Consider the following 17199-nt stretch of genomic DNA (forward strand, 5'->3'; position numbering starts at 1 on the left):
GTACGAGGGGGTTTCGTTCCGCCCGTCCGGCGATGCCTCGTTCCTGGGTCGTCGGAGGACGAGCGTCGGGGAGCAGTGAAGGTCGTGCTGCTGTCGGCGAGCGGCAGCGGTGGGGGAGGGAATCATGAGCCAGCACCAGGGGCGACACCGCATCCGCCGCGAGGAGCCCACTCGCGAAGGCGTCCGGGAGCGGGTGGTCCCCGCGCTCTGGGGCGCCAACGGCACGCTGGTCGCCGCCGCGGTCGTGACCCTCCTCGTCGGGGGCGCGGAGCCGAGGGACGTGCTGGCGGATCCGCCGACGTTCGGGCCGTCGGAGACGGGGCCCAGGGGCTCGGGCGGGGACTCGGGCGGGGACGCGGGCGGGGACGCGGGAATCGTCCCGGTGGCGAGCGAGGTGCCGGAAGGTGGCGGCATGGGCCGCAGCTGGCCCGGTGCCGGCTGGTCCGCGCTGTGGGCGGACAGCTCGACGCCCGGCAGTTTCGCGGCGCTGTGCGACGGGCTGACGTCCGTGCGGCTGCAGCCGGCATCGGCGGCCACGGCGGCCTGGGTGGCCGGTCCGGTGAGCGGGCAGCCGGCGTCGGGTGTCCCCGCTCCGGCCGGTGCGCCGCCGGCTACGGGCGCCGCTCCCGCCGGTGCACCGCCGGCGTCATCCGGCGGGTCGACCGGGTCGACCGGGTCGTCACCGACCGCACCGACGGTTCCCCAGAGCGGGACGCCGGTGGTGACCGCGCCGGAGCCGGTGACGTCGACCATCGACCCCGTGGTCGACGCGGCGGAGCCGGTCGTCGAGACCGTCACGGACCCGGTGGTCGAGGTGGCGCAGCCGGTGGTCGAGGCTGCCCAGCCGGTCGTCGAGGCGGCGGAGCCGGTCGTCGAGACCGTCACGGAACCGGTGGTCGACGCCGTCGAGCCGGTGACGGAGCCGGTGACGGCTCCGGTCGAGAAGGTGCTGCCCGCCCCGGTCACCCAGACCGTCGAGGAGCTGCCGGTGGTCGGCGGGCTGGTGGGCTGACGCGACCGCGGAGCCTCGCGGGTCGCGCGCCGGAAAGCCTCGGTGTGACACCCTCCCGCGCATGGGGAAGCTCGCCGCGGTTCTCCTGACGGTGCTCGTGATCGTGGAGCTGATCCTGATCGTGGGCATCGCCGGAGCGCTCTTCTGGGTCGGTGCGACGGGGACGATCGTCGCCGCCGCAGCCATGCTGGTCGTCGCTCTGGTGGCCGGGGTCGTCGCGCTGCGTGCGATGCGCGCCAGGCAGTGACGAAGATTTCGCTGGCGCCCAGCCGAATCCGCCGTCCGGGTGCTTGCCGGACGACCTCCGGGGGCGGAAGCTCCCCTCGTGATCGGTGACGCGGAGGTCCTGGACCCGGTTCAGCGCGACGCGGACCGCGTCGTCTTCTGCCGCTGCGGCGGTGCGGGGCGGTGGTCCACGTGCCGGTCAACCAGCCCGGGGAACCCGAAATCTACGTGCGCTCCACCTTCACGTGCACCTGGGACCGGCCCGGACCCCACGAGCCGCTGCTGCCCCCGCGTCGTCGCTGACGGAGTGAACCGGCCGGGAGCTCCCGGCCGGTCCAGCCGAGCACATAACGGATGCCGGACGTCGCGCACCGCTGGTCACAACCGCCACATCCGTCGGTCTCCGGACACCGCTCGCCGCTAGGTTTCCTGGCCTACGACGACGGGAGCGGGAGCCATGACGACGACGAGCCGGCGCGCTGAGCACCATCACGTGGACGTCGTCCGCAAGTGCTGCACCGTCGCCTTCTGGCTGCTCGCCGCAGGCGCCTCCGCCGTCCTCGGCCTCGACCTGGAGTCCGACGCCGGGTTCTAGCCCGGGCGGTCCGACGACCGCCGCTCTCGCTCGCCGATTCCCGGTGGCGCGGCGCAGGTGCTGACAGCACCCCCACGGGGTGAGGCGCGCTCACGGAGCGTTGTCATCACCCGTCCCGATCGGCCACCGTTCACCGGATCGGGGGTGGTGTGGGCCATGGCGTGGTGGCAGTGGGTGATGGTGGGCTGGCTGGCCCTGGCCGTCGTGGTGCCGCTGTTCCTGCTGACTGTGGCGGCACGCGACTGGCTGCGCGCAGGACGCACCCGCGAGAAGAGACGAGGCAGCAGGCGGCTCCGACGCCAGGCTTAGCCCGTCGGTCCAACCGTCTCGCTGGACGGGCTCGTCGCGTTCTCCTCCAGCACTTGCCGCACGAACGGTTCGATGCGATCGGCGAGGTACCGGTGGCCCTCGTCGGTCGGGCTGATGACATCCGCGCCGATGAGCTCCGGGTTGTCGAAGAACCACCGCTCCTCGAGCGGGTCGACGAACGTCGCTCCGACGGCGGCTGCTGCCTGCCGCACCGCGTCGGTCACCGGCGGAAGCTCGGGTGGCACGTCGGCATCGGTCCAGGCCGGGCCGATCACGAGGAGTTCCGTCTCCGGGGCCGTGGCCCGGATGGTCTCGAGCGTGCGGGTGGCAGCTGCGGTGATCTCGGCCGGCGCGGCCGAGTAGTCGTTCCGGCTGCCGAAGACGACCGTGACGTCGGCCCTGGGCTCCGGGAAGTTCTCGGCGAGGCTCAGGAAGGTGTCGCCCGTCCGGTCGGACGCCGCGACGTACCCGGCATCCGTGACGGCGTGCGGCTCGGTGGCCTGGGCGCCAAGGCGCTGGCTCACGATCGCGGGCCAGCCGGCCGGTCCTGCGCCGCCCAGTGCCGTGCCGGACACGTACCAGTCGCCGTAGACGGCGAGGCCGGGCGGCTCATCGTTCGGCGGGGTGGCCGTCGGGGGCGGAGCGCCGGCCTCCGCGGCGTCGTCCGGGGAGTCGAAGGCCGGGGTCGTCCGGGTGCCGGCGTACCAGGCAGCTGCTCCGACGGCGATCGCCGTGACCAGGAGGACGACGAGGATGACGATGCCCTCGGTGCGGCCCGGGAGGGGTAGCCGGGCGAACGGTCCTGGCCGGCCCGGACCCCTCGCCATGGGCGAACGGTACGGCCCATTCCGGTACCCCGCCGGTCGTGCGGCCAGGGCCGACGGTGTGTGCGACACCGCGCTCAGGACACGCCGATCGGGCTACCGCGCCGTCACTCTGTGCTGCCAACATGAGGGCCATGGAGGTGCGGCAACGACGGGCGACGCAAATCGGACCCAGCCACCGGCCCTGCGGGGTCTGCGGCAGTGTCAACGTGGTCGCGATGGAGTCCCGTGCCGTGCGTACGGGCGCCGCGCGGCTGAACCCGTTGTTCGACGCGGCGCCCAGAACGCACGATCTCTGCCGCGACTGCGGCGCGAAGCACCGTACGGAGAACGGCCTGCGCATCTGAGTCAGCCTGTCGAGGTGGACACGCGCGCAACTCCGTCGTGCCGGACCCGGTTTCGGGTGGCAGAGTTCCGCCTGTGAAGACGTGGCTCGACGCCTGGCCGGTGTACCGGCAGCTGACCGGCTCTGATCCCTTGGGGCGCGGCAAGGCTGCGCGCAGCAAGGCGACCGATGCGGTGGTGTCGCGCACCGCGACCGCCGACAAGGTGGTCAAGAGCGTGTGCCCGTACTGCGCGGTGGGTTGCGCGCAGAACGTCTACGTGAAGGACGAGAAGATCGTCCAGATCGAGGGCGACCCGAACTCGCCGATCAACCGCGGCCGGCTGTGCCCCAAGGGCAGCGCCAGCAAGCAGCTGGTCACCAGCCCGACCCGCGTCACCACGGTCAAGTACCGCCGTCCGTACGGGACGGAGTGGGAGGACCTCGACCTCGACACGGCGATGGAGATGATCGCCGACCGCGTCCTGGAGGCCCGCCGCAAGGGCTGGCAGGACGAGGACGGTCCGGCGGACAACCGGCACCGGGTCAACCGCACGATGGGCATCGCGAGCCTCGGAGGGGCGACCCTCGACAACGAGGAGAACTACCTCATGAAGAAGCTGTACAGCGCGATGGGCGCTGTGCAGATCGAGAACCAGGCCCGCATATAGCACTCTGCGACGGTGCCCGGTCTGGGTGCCTCGTTCGGCCGTGGTGGCGCAACCAACTTCCTGGAAGACCTCGCGAACTCCGACTGCATCGTCATCGAGGGTTCGAACATGGCCGAGTGCCATCCCGTCGGTTTCCAGTGGGTGACCGAGGCGAAGGCCCGCGGCGCCAAGGTCATCCACATCGACCCGCGCTTCACCCGCACCAGCGCGATCGCCGACCTGCACGTTCCGCTGCGCATCGGCACCGACATCGCGTTCCTCGGCGGCCTGATCAAGTACGTGCTCGACAACGAGCTGTACTTCAAGGACTACGTCGTCGCCTACACGAACGCGGCCGCGCTGGTCGGTGAGGACTTCGTCGACGCGGAGGACATGGACGGCCTGTTCTCCGGCTTCGACGCCGAGAACCGCATGTACGACGAGGACAGCTGGCAGTACGAGCCCGAGGAGGCGGAGCACTCGGGCGCCGAGCAGCCGGCGGAGGCCGCCGAGCAGGAGCAGAGCGACGACCACCCGGACGTCAAGAAGTCCGACCGTGCGCAGGCGGCCGGCAGCGGCGGCCCGACGATCCCGTCGAAGCCCAAGCGCGACGAGACGCTGCAGCACCCGCGCTCTGTTTTCCAGGTGCTCAAGCGGCACTTCGCCCGCTACACGCCGGAGATGGTGTCCGAGGTCTGCGGCGTCGAGCCGGAGGTCTTCGAGCAGGTCGCGAAGTGGGTCACGTCCAATAGCGGCCGCGACCGGACGACGGCCTGGGTGTACTCGGTGGGCTGGACGCAGCACAGCGTCGGCGCGCAGTACATCCGCACCTGCTCGATCCTGCAGACGCTGCTCGGCAACATCGGCCGTCCCGGCGGCGGGATCATGGCCCTGCGCGGGCACGCCAGCATCCAGGGCTCGACCGACGTCCCGACGCTGTACAACCTGCTGCCCGGCTACCTGCCGATGCCGCACGCCATGCAGCACTCGACCCTCGACGAGTACGTGGCCGACGCCGCCGGCAAGGCCGGCTTCTGGGGCAACAAGCGGTCGTACATGACCAGCCTGCTCAAGGCATGGTGGGGCGAGCACGCGACGGCGGAGAACGACTTTGCCTTCGACTACCTGCCGAAGATCAACGGCGACCACAGCTCGTACCGCACGATCGCCGACATGATCCAGGGCAAGGTGTCGGGCTACTTCCTGGTCGGGGAGAACCCGACGGTGGGGCACCCCAACAGCCGGATGAACCGGTTCGGGCTGGCCAACCTCGACTGGCTGGTCGTTCGCGACCTGCAGATGATCGAGTCGGCGACCTTCTGGAAGGAAGGCCCGGAGATCGAGACGGGAGAGCTGGCCCCCGAGACGATCGGCACCGAGATCTTCTTCATGCCGGCGGCGACGCACGTGGAGAAGGAAGGCACCTTCACGCAGACCCAGCGGGTGCTGCAGTGGCGGCACAAGGCGGTCGAGCCGCCGAACGACGCCCGGAGCGACCTGTGGTTCTTCTTCCACCTGGGCCGGATGCTGCGCGAGCGGCTGAAGGACTCGACCGACCCGCGGGACCGTCCGCTGCTCGAGCTCACCTGGGACTACCCGGTCGAGGGCGAGACGCAGGACCCGAGTGCCGATGCGGTGCTCCGCGAGATCAACGGCTTCGGTGCTGACGGCGAGCTGCTGAACTCCTACATGCAGATGAAGGACGACGGCTCGACCACCGGCGGGTGCTGGATCTACACCGGCGTCTACGCCGACGGGGTCAACCAGGCCGCGCGGCGCAAGCCGGCCAAGGAGCAGGGCGCCGTCGCCTCGGAGTGGGGCTGGGCCTGGCCGCTGAACCGCCGCATGCTCTACAACCGCGCCTCGGCCGACCCGGACGGCAAGCCGTGGAGCGAGCGCAAGAAGTACGTGTGGTGGGACGAGGCCAACGGCGAGTGGACCGGCCTGGACATCCCGGACTTCGAGAAGAACAAGCGCCCGGACTACGTGCCGCCCGAGGGTGCCAAGGCGCAGGACGCGCTCGCCGGCAACGACCCGTTCGTCATGCAGGGCGACGGCAAGGCGTGGCTGTTCGCGCCGGCCGGTGTCGTCGACGGTCCGCTGCCGACGCACTACGAGCCGGCCGAGTCGGTGGTCGAGAACGGTCTCTACAAGCAGCAGGCGAACCCGACCCTGGAGATGATCGAGGGGCCGTGGAACCGGGCGAACCCGGCGCACAGCGACGTCTTCCCGTTCCAGGTGACCACCTACCGGCTCACCGAGCACCACACGGCCGGGGCGATGAGCCGCACGCTGCCCTATCTCGCCGAGCTGCAGCCGGAGTTCTTCGTCGAGGTGAGCCCGGAGCTGGCGCAGCTGCGCGGGCTGACGCACAACGACTACGCGACGCTGGTCAGCTCCCGGACAGCGATCGAGGCGAAGGTGCTGGTGACCGAGCGGGTGCGGCCGATCAAGCTGCGCGACGGCACCGTCGTCCACCAGATCGGCATGCCCTACCACTGGTCCTACAGCGGCATCTCCACCGGAGACGCGGCCAACGACCTGCTGGGCATCGTCATGGACCCCAACACCCACATCCAGGAATCGAAGGTCTCCTCCTGCGACATCGTCGCCGGGCGGCGGCCGCGCGGACCGGAGATGCTCGAGCTGGTGGAGTCCTACCGCCGGCGGGCGGGCGTGGACTCCGGCCGGGTCGGGGTGAACGGCCGCGATCCGGTGGCCGCTGACGCAGGAGAGGGCTCGACGCTGTGACGACGATCAGTTCGGCGAGCGCGGCCTTCACGGGCAACGACCCCGGGAACCGGCTGTACGGGCCGGTGCCCGACGTGTCGGAGCAGGCCGGCTACGTGGACGAGCACCCGAAGCGGGTCGGGTTCTTCACCGACACGTCGGTCTGCATCGGCTGCAAGGCCTGCGAGGTGGCGTGCAAGGAGTGGAACACGCTCCCGATGGACGACGCCCACGGCAAGCGGGACGCCATCGGCATGTCGGGCATGTCCTACGACAACACCGGGATGCTCGGCGCCAACTCGTGGCGGCACGTCGCCTTCATCGAGCAGACCCGCACGGTGGACCTGCCGATGCCGTCGATCGGCCTGCCGGGGGAGAAGAACCGGCCCGAACTGGCCGACCTGCCGGCCCCGGACACCGGCGACCTGGACACCACCGCCAAGGCGCAGGCCAGCGTGCTCAACGCCGAGGCGCTGAGCGAGTTCGACCCGCAGACCGGTCAGACCGGGGCGGACAAGCAGATCCGCTGGCTGATGAGCTCCGACGTCTGCAAACACTGCACCCACGCCGGTTGCCTCGACGTCTGCCCGACCGGTGCGCTGTTCCGCACCGAGTTCGGCACGGTGGTCGTGCAGCAGGACATCTGCAACGGCTGCGGCTACTGCGTGCCCTCCTGCCCGTACGGGGTCATCGACCAGCGCAAGGACGACGGCCGGGTCTTCAAGTGCACGATGTGCTACGACCGGCTGACCGACGGGCTTCAGCCGGCGTGTGCCTCCGCGTGCCCCACCCAGTCGATCCAGTTCGGCGACCTCGACGAACTCCAGGCGCGGGCCGACGCCCGGCTGGCGACGCTCCAGGAGCAGGGCGTGGAGACGGCGCGGCTCTACGGGCGCGACGAGAACGACGGCGTCGGGGGAGCGGGAGCGTTCTTCCTGTTGCTCGACGAGCCGGAGGTCTACGGCCTGCCGCCGGACCCGATCGTCACCACCCGCGACCTGCCGGCCATGTGGAAGGCGGCCGGCAAGGCGACGCTGATGATGATCGGTGTCGCGGCGACGGCGATCCTCGGTTCGCGGAGGCGATGACGGCGATGACGCAGGGGATCACGACGCCCGGGGCGGGCTGGCGGCGGGCGGACGGACCGCCGGCGCAGAAGACGCAGAAGCGGCGCCGCAAGGGCGGCGGGCGGCGCGGCCGCAACGCCGAGATCGCGATGGTCGACGAGGTCGAGTTCACCTCGTACTACGGCCGGCCGATTATCAAACCGCCGGTGTGGAAGACGCCGGACGTGCCGCTGTACCTGTTCCTCGGGGGAGCGGCCGGCTCGTCGTCGATCCTCGCCGCGATGGCGGACCTGACGGATCGTCCGGCGCTGACGCGGGTCGCCCGGGTGACCGCCGGCGCGGGGTCGATCCTCTCGGTCGTGGCGCTGGTGCACGACCTGGGGCGGCCCGAGCGCTTCCTGCACATGCTGCGCGTGTTCAAGGTGACCTCGCCCCTGTCGGTGGGGACGTACATCCTGTCGCCGTTCAGCGCGGCGGCCGGCGCGACGGCGGCGGTGGAGCTGCTCGGCTGGTTCCCGCGGCTGAAGCGCTTCGGGGGAGTGGTCTCGGCACTGTTCGGCGGGCCGCTGGCCACCTACACCGGCGTGCTGCTGGCCAACACCGCGGTGCCGTCGTGGCACCACTTCCACACGAAGCTGCCGTTCGTGTTCGGCGGCTCGGGCATGGCCGCGGGTGGCGGCATCTGCATGGCGTTCACGCCTGTCGACCAGGCCGGGCCCGCACGAAAGATGGCGGTGACCGGCGCGGTGATCGAGCTGGCCGTGGTGCACCAGGTGGAGAACGACATGAGCATCGTCTCGGAGCCATACCACGAGGGGCGGGCCGGCAAGCTGATGCGGGCCGCGAAGGCGTGCACCGCCGCGGGCGCCGGGCTGACCGTGCTGGCAGGACGCACCCGGGCCGGGGCAGTTGCGTCGGGGACCCTTCTGGCGGCCGGCTCGCTGCTCACCCGCTTCGGCGTCTTCGACGCCGGCATGGCCAGCGCGCGGGACCCGAAGTACACGGTCATCCCCCAGCGCGAGCGGGTCAAGGGTGCTGGCGACGGCAGCCTTCCAACAGGTACGAGCGTGCCAGCGCCCGACGTTGTCCTGTAGTTCCACTCAAATCGTCGTCGCGCCCCCCACTACGCGAATGCCGACGATGCTCGGGAAGAACGCCTTTGCGGACGTCCGCAAACGACTAAGGACATCCACCGGCGGATGCTGTAGCCAACAAACCCGACACGCAGGCATCCCAATTCGCCTGCCGTGTAAGCATCCTGTGCGAAGCCGCGCTCGTGACCGCGCTAGCGTCTTGGTCACGCGCGACGCGCGGAGCCGCTTTCGCAGCAGCCGAGCGCATGGACGTCGGCGCAACAACCGACGCTTCGCCACCTGGACGAGTCGGGGAACAGACAGTGCTCTAGGTTTGTAGTTGTAGATACAGTCGAATCCCACGAGCCGCTCGAAGAAGCGACCCAGGTAGGAGCAATGGAAGCAGGCACGAAACGACGCCTCCGAGTGTGGGACGAGCTCCGCACCGCGTACATCGAGCAGCTTCCCTACATGGACCCGGGCACGCTCCTTTATCGCCGGCGAAACTACAGCTTTGACGAGAATCAGGCTCGCCAAGTCGGAGCCAAGCGAGCGGGAATACTTAGAAGCGTCTGGGCCATCTTGGCGCAGGACTACGATATCCTTGAGTTGAACGAGCCACTATGGGTGCGCCGGTGGACTGCACTTCTGCCCTATGTTTTGGCCGTGCGAGTGCGACGCCTGTTGTTCAGGCGCCCCATAACCGTCGTGGCATACGCAATGGAGAATAACGACATCCCAGCGGCCATTGGCAGAATGCTGCCCTACGCTGGGGCCATAGCATCGCGCATCGCGCGGTTGCTCTTCCCCATCATCGCGGGCCAGTATTCACGGATCGCTTTCGCCACTAGAGAGGCGCAAGAGAATTACGAGCTTCTCGGCCTACCAAGTCGAGTCGAGAGGACCACTATATGGCCCATCCCAACAAGATGCGATTGCCTTGGGGCCCTAGAAAAGCAGCCGGAAGTGTTGTTCTTGTCCACCCTGGAGCCGCATAAAGGCATCGATCTGATGTTCGAATTATGGCGAAGTTCGGAGCAGGTGCGGGGCGCATACGGGTACAAGTTGCGCGTTGTAGGCAAGGGTGGTTTGGAAGAGCGCGTTGTGAACTTGGCCGCCGAAATTGGCGATGTCATTGTGGAGATAGATCCTCCGCGAGCGCGCGTGCATGAGCTTCTGCGGCGAGCGAAGATTGTTCTACTGCTGTCGCAGCCGCACCGCTATTGGAAGGAGCAAGTCGGGCTCTCCCTCACGGAAGGGCTTGCTCATGGATGCACCATCATTGCCACCGGCGAGACAGGACTAGCGCCATGGCTGGCCGACCATGGTCATGCCATTGTCGACGCGTCCTCGCCGCCATCGAAACTCGCAGAGACCTTACGGGCTCGATGCGAAACCCCAGTCGATCCCCACGCCGTTCTCAGTTCCCTGTCCGGGATCGACGGCCGGCTTGTGGCCGACCGCTGGATGGCTAACGGAATAATCGTCGGCAACTAGCGGCGCGACCTTCCGATCCTCACAACCGCTACCGTGTCCCCATCATGATTTCCATTCTGCGCGAACGATCCGTGGACAGACTGCGCCGCTACGGACCGACAGTGTTGGGGAGCCTCGCATCTCAGGCATTCTCAGTGCTCGCCATCGCCGCGACGGTCAGCCTCGGTCTGGATACATCGGACGCGTACTCCATCGGCATGCAGATCGGCAACACCGCTCTCACGACTATCGTGCTGAGTGTCTTGTACCTGGCGGTCATCGGCCGACCCTCGTTCCGAGCGTGGGGCGCGGCTAGCGCAGCTACGTTCTCTGTTTCGATGATCCTCGGGTTGATAGTTGTCTTTGCAGTGAGCTCGGCAGCCTCCAGTTCTAACGCCGAGGAGAGTCACTACGGGATTCACTTGATCTTCGCAGCTGGGGGAGCAGCCCTCGCCCTCGCCGGCGTTCACGGTGTTCGCTTGGCGTGCCACGGGCGGCCATTCCTGCTCAGCCTTGTTACTGTGATACCTAACGCTGCCCTGCTGTTGGGCGTCCTTACGACCAGGGTTCTTTCTGGGGGCGACGGCAATGCCTCACTCGTTCTCCCAGCAGTGTGCTGGGCATTGGGGGCGTGCGTTGCAGCGGCGATTTACTGGGTGCTCGCGACTCGGCTTCCCCATGTCGCGGCAATTCCACAATTCAACGAGTCGCTTAAGAGTAAGTCCCTGCATGTCTCAGCGTTGGCATGGTCGGCAGGGAACATCGGTCTAGCGAGCGTTGTCCTCCTTGCATCCACGAGCCAGCTCGACCCCGGCACAACTACGGCGCTATTCCTGATATCGCGTGCAGGGACGTCCATCGTTACCACAGGCGTTAACGCCATCCTTGCGGTTCGCTACAACTGGGTGAGCGCAGCGAACGTGCCGGCACATAGGGTGAGTCGGACACTTTGGCTTCTCGTTGGACTCTTGGCCGTAACCATTGGCGTCATACTAGTGGGAGGAGAGTCGGGCGTTGCCTTGTTCCCGATCGCCATCTTATGGCTCTATGCGATCGTCGTAACACCTATTGCATCTCGGGAAGCGAATGCCCGTAGAAGGGGTGGACGCTTGATCGCGAAAGCTGCTCTGGAGACAATCGTCGGCGGGTTCGCTGTCTTGTGGGTTTACCTAAACCCAACGCCTAGTGGCTTCTTCGCTGCCTGGACCGTAATCTCCCTTGCAGGCCTTGCGGCACTCACGTGGAGGGCGCGCGATCGCTCCCTCGCAGTCATGGCTCTCTTGCCCCTACCTATGGCGGTTGCGTGCTTGCTTCTCGCCACGTGATGACGCAGAAACCGGAGCGGTACTCAAACCGCTCGGACGCCGTCCAACGAGCAATCCGGGGTGGCGAAGGAAGAACCGCACGGCGGACCTTAGATGCAGGCGGAAAGCGACAGATCTCCAACTATGAGATTGTCTTGCCCAGGCATGAATCCAGCGAACTTCTTCGTTCAGCAGAACGGGCACGCCATGCTTCCAAGCCCGCATACAAAGTTCCGCGTCTTCGTAGTAGAGAAAGAACTCCTTCGGCCAGCCGCCCAATCCGGTAATAGTTTCACGTTCGCATGCGATGGCGGCACCGAGAACCCAGGGAACCTCTCCCGCGGGCCCGAGCGGGGGCCAATTATATGCCTCATTTGACCGATGCGATAGGCGGTTCCGCACCTGCTTGGCTAAGAACGGCAATCCGCGCCCATTCGCCTGGGGCTCCCCATCCGGCCCAACAAGTCGAGGCGCAACAAGAGATCGATGCTGCCGGAGAGTGCTCTCCAGAGTGCGAAGGCCGTCGCGGGTGAGCCGAACATCTGGATTCAAGAAGAGCACAAAGCGGGCGGATGTGTTCCTCAGCCCCAGGTTGTTTCCTCGAGAGAGACCTCCATTGTCGGTGCGAATGACGCGACCGAATAACTTCCTCGCCAACGGATAACTATTGTCTGTGCTGGCGTTGTCAACGGCGCACACCCTTTCACGAACTTCCGCGGGTATCTCTGGCCAGATAGTGCCAAGTTCCAACTCGCTGTTATGCAGTACGACGATTACGTCCCAGTCTTGCATTGTTCTCCTCCTGGTTAAACGCTTCGCTGCCGACAGCGGCGTCGGCTGCCGGTCCCGACCGGCCTGTTCTGATCGAGTCCGAGACGGCGGGGTAGACCGACAGGAGGGCCATATAGGGAAGTACCTCTATGGATTGGTAGAAGACACTTTCCACCGCTGCAGCTATGAGGCCCGAGATGAGCCAGGCGTGCGAACGATCAATGCGCCTCGTTCCCGAGAGAAGTACCAAATAGAATAGACCAGCACCAAGGAGGCCGAAATTCAGCATCTGTTGAAGAAGCCCGGACTCGACGATGATTCCGGACCCGCCACCGAGATTGCTAGCCGCATTGGTCACAACCCCGACATATCCGCCAACGAGGAGTGGTGAGTCCAGCCACATCTCCCAGCCTTGCTGCCACAGAGCTACTCGGCCGGTGTTCCCTGACGCCGACAAACTGCCGGCATCGAGCACTCGTTCCAAATAGGCATTCTGCGACCAGGTGACAGGAAGTAGCGCTAGGACGGCGAAGAAGAGGCTCAGCGTCGCAAAGGGGACCCATGCGCGTCGAACAAGTAGCCAGACGAGACATCCTCCAATTAGAATTAGGAGCCCGGATCGGCTCAGCGACAGTACGAGCGCCACCGTGCCGATTGCGCCGACTAGGAAGGATATGGTGCTCCGACGAGCGCTGTACTGGAATAGCGGAAACAGAAGAACCGCTAGCGCTAGGGGGTAGTGGAGGTAACTCCCGGTTATCGATGCGGGACGAATGTAACCGGCAACGCTGAAGGTGTCATTCCCCGGCAGGTAGCCGAACAGGCTCGTGTACTGCTGGAAGAGGGCGACGATAACTATCGTGATCGTGATGGCGGCCAGAGTGGAGGAGTTGATCCAATAGCCTATGTGTGCAAATCGAAAACTGGAGAAGGCCCAGAAGAGGCCGAGGTAGAACGTCATGACGATGACGTAGACGAGTCCACTGGACCCTGTCGGCCCCATAGCGGTCACGATCGATGATGTCACGAAGACAATAATTGCCGCATAAGCTACGGCGCTGGTCCCCCGACGTGGTTGCCGACGCTCGGGTCTGCCCACGGCGAAGAGAACGACTAGCGCGGCACCAAGGAGCGCAAACTGCACAGCGTAAGCAACAAGTTTCGGGCCAAAGCTCTCAAGAACGCCGCGGCCCGTGGCGGCAAACAAGAACGCAGTGCCCGCGATGCACAGGGCCAGTCGCGTGGAGAGTGGGGGAGTGTCCACGCTGCCGTAGCGCCAGTCTGGGCTGGGCGGAAGGGGATGGACGGGACGGACTGGGCGGGCTTGTCGGGCGTCCGTCGCGACGGCGAGCGTTCTCCCAGTGGGCTTCACAGTCTCGTGCTCTGTCATGTTGGGACGAATTCCCGACCTCAGCGTTGGGGTGTCCGGCGCACATTATGCGCCTGCCCCTTGGCATACCCGACCATCTTGCTGTAGTCGCCTACGACCTGTACCACTATGGCTGACCCGAGCTTCCGAGCGAAGCTCCAACTGGCGGTGCTCGGGTGCTCTGCTAGGCGTCGCAGGGGTCGACGAAGCAATGCTCCCCAGGCCATTATGGACAGACAGCGACCAAGCCCGCCGTGTGTGCAGACTGCGGCAGTGGCGAGGTAGAACGTAGGACGACCCAAGTTCCTCACGGCATATAGGCCAGCCATCGCGTCACCGCGGGCGTAGTTCTGGTACTGCTTGGAGTAGTGGCGAAGGCTTGGGCGGGCATCCCATGTGATGGCGGGATCATCTACTCGGTGGGGCGGACCATTTAGGTCCCGGAGCCGCTTGAAGAAGACGACATCCTCGGTGTGATCGAGATCGGTCGGAAACTTGCCAACTGAGAGAAAATCATCGCGTCGGAAGGCCGAGCCGCGGGCGCTCGGAAGGACTTTGTCCGCAGCGAACTCTCCAGCCGAGGGAGTGATGACCGAACTTATGGCAGCATGCCAGCCGTCAGCGTGCAACTGCGGACGGTATCGGGCGCGACAGGAACGAGCCTCGCCCTCCAGGAGCGGGGCAGCCATCGCGTGCACCCAGTTGGGAGGCAGTCGGACGCCTGCGTCGGTTGTGACGATGAGTTCGGCATTTGACAGTTCTATGGCCGCGTTCCTCCCCACCGAGATGTTTCCCGCGACTTGATTCACAGTCATACGACCATCGAACTCGTGCGCTCTGTCCCTAAGTAGTTCGTAGGTACCGTCGGTGGAGTGAGCGTCTACGGCACTGATGAGAAAGTCTTGCCAGTCTTGTCCGCGGAGGTCGTCCAGTAAGGCACTCGTCTCGTGTAATGCGTTCCTGACGGTGAAGCAGACTGCCGTCCTCGCGTCTGACACTTCATGTCCTCCAAGAAGCTCTGCACTTTGAATGCATCAAGTCCTAGTAGCTATCGAGCGACAGGCGCCTAGACAGTAGGTAGGGTGCGTTCGCCGTGCGTGTACCGATGAACCGCGCCGAGGGGCTTAAGTGTTGCGGGCGCGCCTACGGCCAAGTGGCGCGGCGGGACGTCCCGAACGACGAGTGAGTGGGCAGCTACGACAGCACCATCGCCGATGCTAACCGGCCCGAGAATGCTGGCGTTCGCGAAGACGGTTACGTCGTCGCCGAGGGTCGGTTGCAGGCCTTCCTCCCCGCGCCGGCCGTTATCGCCGAGAGTGACCCCCTGGTACAGACGCAGGTTCTTGCCTGCGCGTACTCCGTCGCCGACAACTATGCCGGAACTGTGAACGATGCACAGGCCCGGCCCGATCCGGGATCGGACCCCCAACTCGGCGCCAGAGATGCGTAGCGCGCGGCCAGTGGCCCAAAGAGCGAGCGGTTTCAGCTTCAGTCTGAGGAGCAACTGTGCCGCCCGATACAACAGTAGGGTCTGGACACGTGGCACAAGCAGCACGTTCATGATCATTCGCCCGAGCGAGTACTTGGGCACCGTGGCCATGAGGTCGCTTCGCAGGACATGCACGCCGGTAGTAAACACTCGTGCCTGGTTCCAGCACTCGGCCAGTTGCCCCCCGTCCCTCGGAAGTGGTCCTGGCAGACGGTCGGTCGAGGCGCCGCCGAAGCTTCCGCCTGTGTTCGGCAGCGCATGCCCCTCAGGGTGGCAATGACGCCATTCGAGCGGCTCGAGGCCACGGCGACGGGGTGTGACCGCGCGCGCCAGCCGTCCGCTGGCACGCCCCGGCTGGCGGGGAGGGCCGGCCCACGGTCCATCCCTCCCTCGGGCTGATTCGAGCTGTGCGACGTGCAGCTTGCGCGGGTTTCATGATGATGTACGGGGCGGCAAGCCTGTAGGCGCTTGTCGAGATCTCTATCCTTGCCGCACTGAGCCGGTGGCTGGGTTGACGTAGCGACGGGAAGCGAGCGCACCATACCGTGGAAATGAGCGATATCGTCAAGCCTCTCCGCGCTGCGTGGTGGTTGCCACTCCTGGGCCTGTTGGTGGGCGGGGCATGCGCTTTAGCCATTAGCCTGCTGCAGACTCCCCTCTATACTGCTTCGACGCAGTTGTTTGTTTCACCTCGCGAATCCGTGTCGACGTCTGATGCTTTTCAAGGAAGCCAGCTTTCACAGCAGCGCGTCACCTCGTACGCCAGGCTCCTTTCGGGGGATGAAATGGCCCGCCGAGTCATCGAGCGCCTGGATCTCGACGACTCGACATCTGACCTGCGCGGCAGGATCACGGCTACGGCCGTCGCCGACACCGTGTTGATCGACGTGTCGGTCAGAGACGAGTCGCCGCGTCAAGCGCAAGGCCTGGCGGAAACCGTCGGGAGTGAGTTCATTGCTTTTGTTGCAGAGCTTGAATCCCCCGAAGGAGGGGGGGCTCCTCCCGTTACTGTCACGGTCGCAGATCAACCCGAAGTGCCGGACTCTCCGAGTTCCCCGCAGGTGAGCCGGAATACAGCCCTGGGACTCCTGCTGGGCCTCCTGGTGGGTGCAGGTCTCGCCGTGCTGCGAACCAGTCTGGACCGATCAGTCACCGATCCGAACGCGGCCTCAACCCTTGCGGGCGCTCCGGTGATCGGCACCATCCTTCGGGACGGGCTGCTTGAGAAGCGGCACCTAGTGGTTCGCAGCGGCCCCGGTCGCGCTGCCGAAGACTATAGGCAATTGCGGACCAATCTACAGTTTTTGAGCGTGGATAATCCGCCTCGCGTGATAATGGTCTCCAGTGCCGTTCCGTCCGAAGGCAAAACAACAGTTGTCGTAAACCTTGGGCTAGCTCTCGTTGACGCCGGTCACCGGGTCACGATCATCGAGGCGGACCTGCGCAAGCCGAAGGTCACCCGATACCTGGGCATGGTGGGTGGGGCTGGCCTGACGAACATCTTGGCTGGAACCGCGGAAGTTGAGGATGTGGTGCAGCACTACGGCTCTGGTGAGTTGAAGGTGATCGCGGCGGGACCCACGCCACCGAATCCAGGGGAACTGCTTTCGTCCAGTCACATGACTGGGCTGGTGGAGCGTCTGCGGTCGGACAGCGACTTCGTCCTCGTTGATGCCCCGCCACTCTTGCCCGTCGCGGATTCTTCGGGGCTCGCGGTGATCATGGACGGCGTACTGCTATCTGTCCGCTACGGGAGCACCAGGCAAGATCAGCTTCGCCAGGCAGCATCTACGTTGGAACGGGTCGGCGCAAAGACTCTGGGCGTGATCCTCAACATCGTGCCGCCGAAAGCCGAAGTGGCTTCTGCTTACGGCTACGGGTACACCTACGAGGCGGTCACGCCCGACGGAAAGCACAAGAGCCCCTAAGCGTCGGCCGCAGACTTCCGGTGGGCCTAAGTGTTTCGCAGGCGCCCCGGGTGGT

16 protein-coding genes are annotated in these 17199 nt (G+C 66.0%); 11 read left to right on the forward strand and 5 right to left on the reverse strand.

Annotation, left to right across the window (positions count from 1 at the left end):
- The first annotated feature begins 124 nt into the window (after positions 1-124).
- The 3 genes from CRP30_RS22160 to CRP30_RS22510 all read left to right on the forward strand — a co-directional run bounded on the left by CRP30_RS22160 (position 125) and on the right by CRP30_RS22510 (position 1832).
- Positions 125-1012, forward strand: coding sequence for a hypothetical protein (locus CRP30_RS22160; protein ID WP_143278455.1), 888 nt, complete (start codon positions 125-127; stop codon positions 1010-1012).
- A gap of 61 nt (positions 1013-1073) precedes the next feature.
- On the forward strand, positions 1074-1259 hold the full coding sequence (locus tag CRP30_RS12395) for a hypothetical protein (RefSeq protein WP_097184299.1): 186 nt from the start codon (positions 1074-1076) through the stop codon (positions 1257-1259).
- Positions 1260-1694: 435 nt separating this feature from the next.
- The gene (locus CRP30_RS22510; RefSeq protein ID WP_159961712.1) at positions 1695-1832 is read left to right on the forward strand and encodes a hypothetical protein; all 138 of its coding nucleotides are present in this window, start codon (positions 1695-1697) and stop codon (positions 1830-1832) included.
- A gap of 305 nt (positions 1833-2137) precedes the next feature.
- Here CRP30_RS22510 and CRP30_RS12400 read toward each other — a convergent pair whose 3' ends face one another.
- The gene (locus CRP30_RS12400; RefSeq protein ID WP_097184300.1) at positions 2138-2968 is read right to left on the reverse strand and encodes an SGNH/GDSL hydrolase family protein; all 831 of its coding nucleotides are present in this window, start codon (positions 2966-2968) and stop codon (positions 2138-2140) included.
- A 417-nt stretch (positions 2969-3385) separates the two neighbouring features.
- On the opposite strand from CRP30_RS12400, the gene CRP30_RS23470 reads away from it, so the two are divergent.
- From CRP30_RS23470 to CRP30_RS22280, 6 genes are all read left to right on the forward strand, one after another.
- The gene (locus CRP30_RS23470) at positions 3386-3958 is read left to right on the forward strand and encodes a molybdopterin-binding domain-containing protein (RefSeq protein WP_097184301.1); all 573 of its coding nucleotides are present in this window, start codon (positions 3386-3388) and stop codon (positions 3956-3958) included.
- Positions 3959-3970: 12 nt separating this feature from the next.
- On the forward strand, positions 3971-6688 hold the full coding sequence (gene fdh / locus CRP30_RS12410) for a formate dehydrogenase (RefSeq protein WP_097184302.1): 2718 nt from the start codon (positions 3971-3973) through the stop codon (positions 6686-6688).
- Positions 6685-7755 (forward strand): 4Fe-4S dicluster domain-containing protein, encoded by a 1071-nt coding sequence (locus CRP30_RS12415; RefSeq protein ID WP_097184303.1) that lies wholly within the window; start codon positions 6685-6687, stop codon positions 7753-7755. The genes fdh and CRP30_RS12415 overlap by 4 nt, the downstream gene beginning before the upstream one ends.
- A 5-nt stretch (positions 7756-7760) precedes the next feature.
- On the forward strand, positions 7761-8828 hold the full coding sequence (gene nrfD / locus CRP30_RS12420; RefSeq protein WP_097184935.1) for an NrfD/PsrC family molybdoenzyme membrane anchor subunit: 1068 nt from the start codon (positions 7761-7763) through the stop codon (positions 8826-8828).
- 735 nt (positions 8829-9563) lie between these two features.
- A complete protein-coding gene (locus CRP30_RS22515; RefSeq protein WP_255407361.1) occupies positions 9564-10304 on the forward strand; it encodes a glycosyltransferase in 741 nt (246 codons plus the stop codon).
- A gap of 44 nt (positions 10305-10348) precedes the next feature.
- Positions 10349-11608: a hypothetical protein gene (locus CRP30_RS22280; RefSeq protein ID WP_143278456.1), complete on the forward strand. Its 1260-nt coding sequence runs from the start codon at positions 10349-10351 to the stop codon at positions 11606-11608.
- On the opposite strand, the gene CRP30_RS23355 is transcribed toward CRP30_RS22280, so the two are convergent.
- The 4 genes from CRP30_RS23355 to CRP30_RS23365 form a co-directional block, all read right to left on the reverse strand.
- Positions 11570-12379 carry a glycosyltransferase gene (locus CRP30_RS23355; protein WP_097184305.1) on the reverse strand — a complete coding sequence of 270 codons (810 nt, stop codon included), beginning with the start codon at positions 12377-12379 and terminating at the stop codon, positions 11570-11572. The two genes, CRP30_RS22280 and CRP30_RS23355, sit on opposite strands and share 39 nt — an antisense overlap.
- Complete coding sequence (locus CRP30_RS12435) at positions 12345-13748, reverse strand: O-antigen ligase family protein (protein WP_097184306.1); 1404 nt, start codon at positions 13746-13748, stop codon at positions 12345-12347. The genes CRP30_RS23355 and CRP30_RS12435 overlap by 35 nt, the downstream gene beginning before the upstream one ends.
- A gap of 20 nt (positions 13749-13768) precedes the next feature.
- Positions 13769-14725, reverse strand: coding sequence for a glycosyltransferase (locus CRP30_RS23360; RefSeq protein WP_159961716.1), 957 nt, complete (start codon positions 14723-14725; stop codon positions 13769-13771).
- 68 nt (positions 14726-14793) lie between these two features.
- On the reverse strand, positions 14794-15009 hold the full coding sequence (locus CRP30_RS23365; RefSeq protein ID WP_369406765.1) for a hypothetical protein: 216 nt from the start codon (positions 15007-15009) through the stop codon (positions 14794-14796).
- Here CRP30_RS23365 and CRP30_RS23025 point away from each other — a divergent pair.
- Together CRP30_RS23025 and CRP30_RS12450 are read left to right on the forward strand one after the other, a co-directional pair.
- Positions 14914-15177: a hypothetical protein gene (locus CRP30_RS23025; RefSeq protein ID WP_235003359.1), complete on the forward strand. Its 264-nt coding sequence runs from the start codon at positions 14914-14916 to the stop codon at positions 15175-15177. The genes CRP30_RS23365 and CRP30_RS23025 overlap by 96 nt on opposite strands.
- A 590-nt stretch (positions 15178-15767) precedes the next feature.
- On the forward strand, positions 15768-17144 hold the full coding sequence (locus tag CRP30_RS12450; protein ID WP_097184309.1) for a tyrosine-protein kinase domain-containing protein: 1377 nt from the start codon (positions 15768-15770) through the stop codon (positions 17142-17144).
- The last annotated feature ends 55 nt before the right edge of the window (positions 17145-17199 follow it).

Source organism: Blastococcus haudaquaticus (assembly GCF_900230285.1).
Taxonomy (GTDB): Bacteria; Actinomycetota; Actinomycetes; order Mycobacteriales; family Geodermatophilaceae; genus Blastococcus_B; species Blastococcus_B haudaquaticus.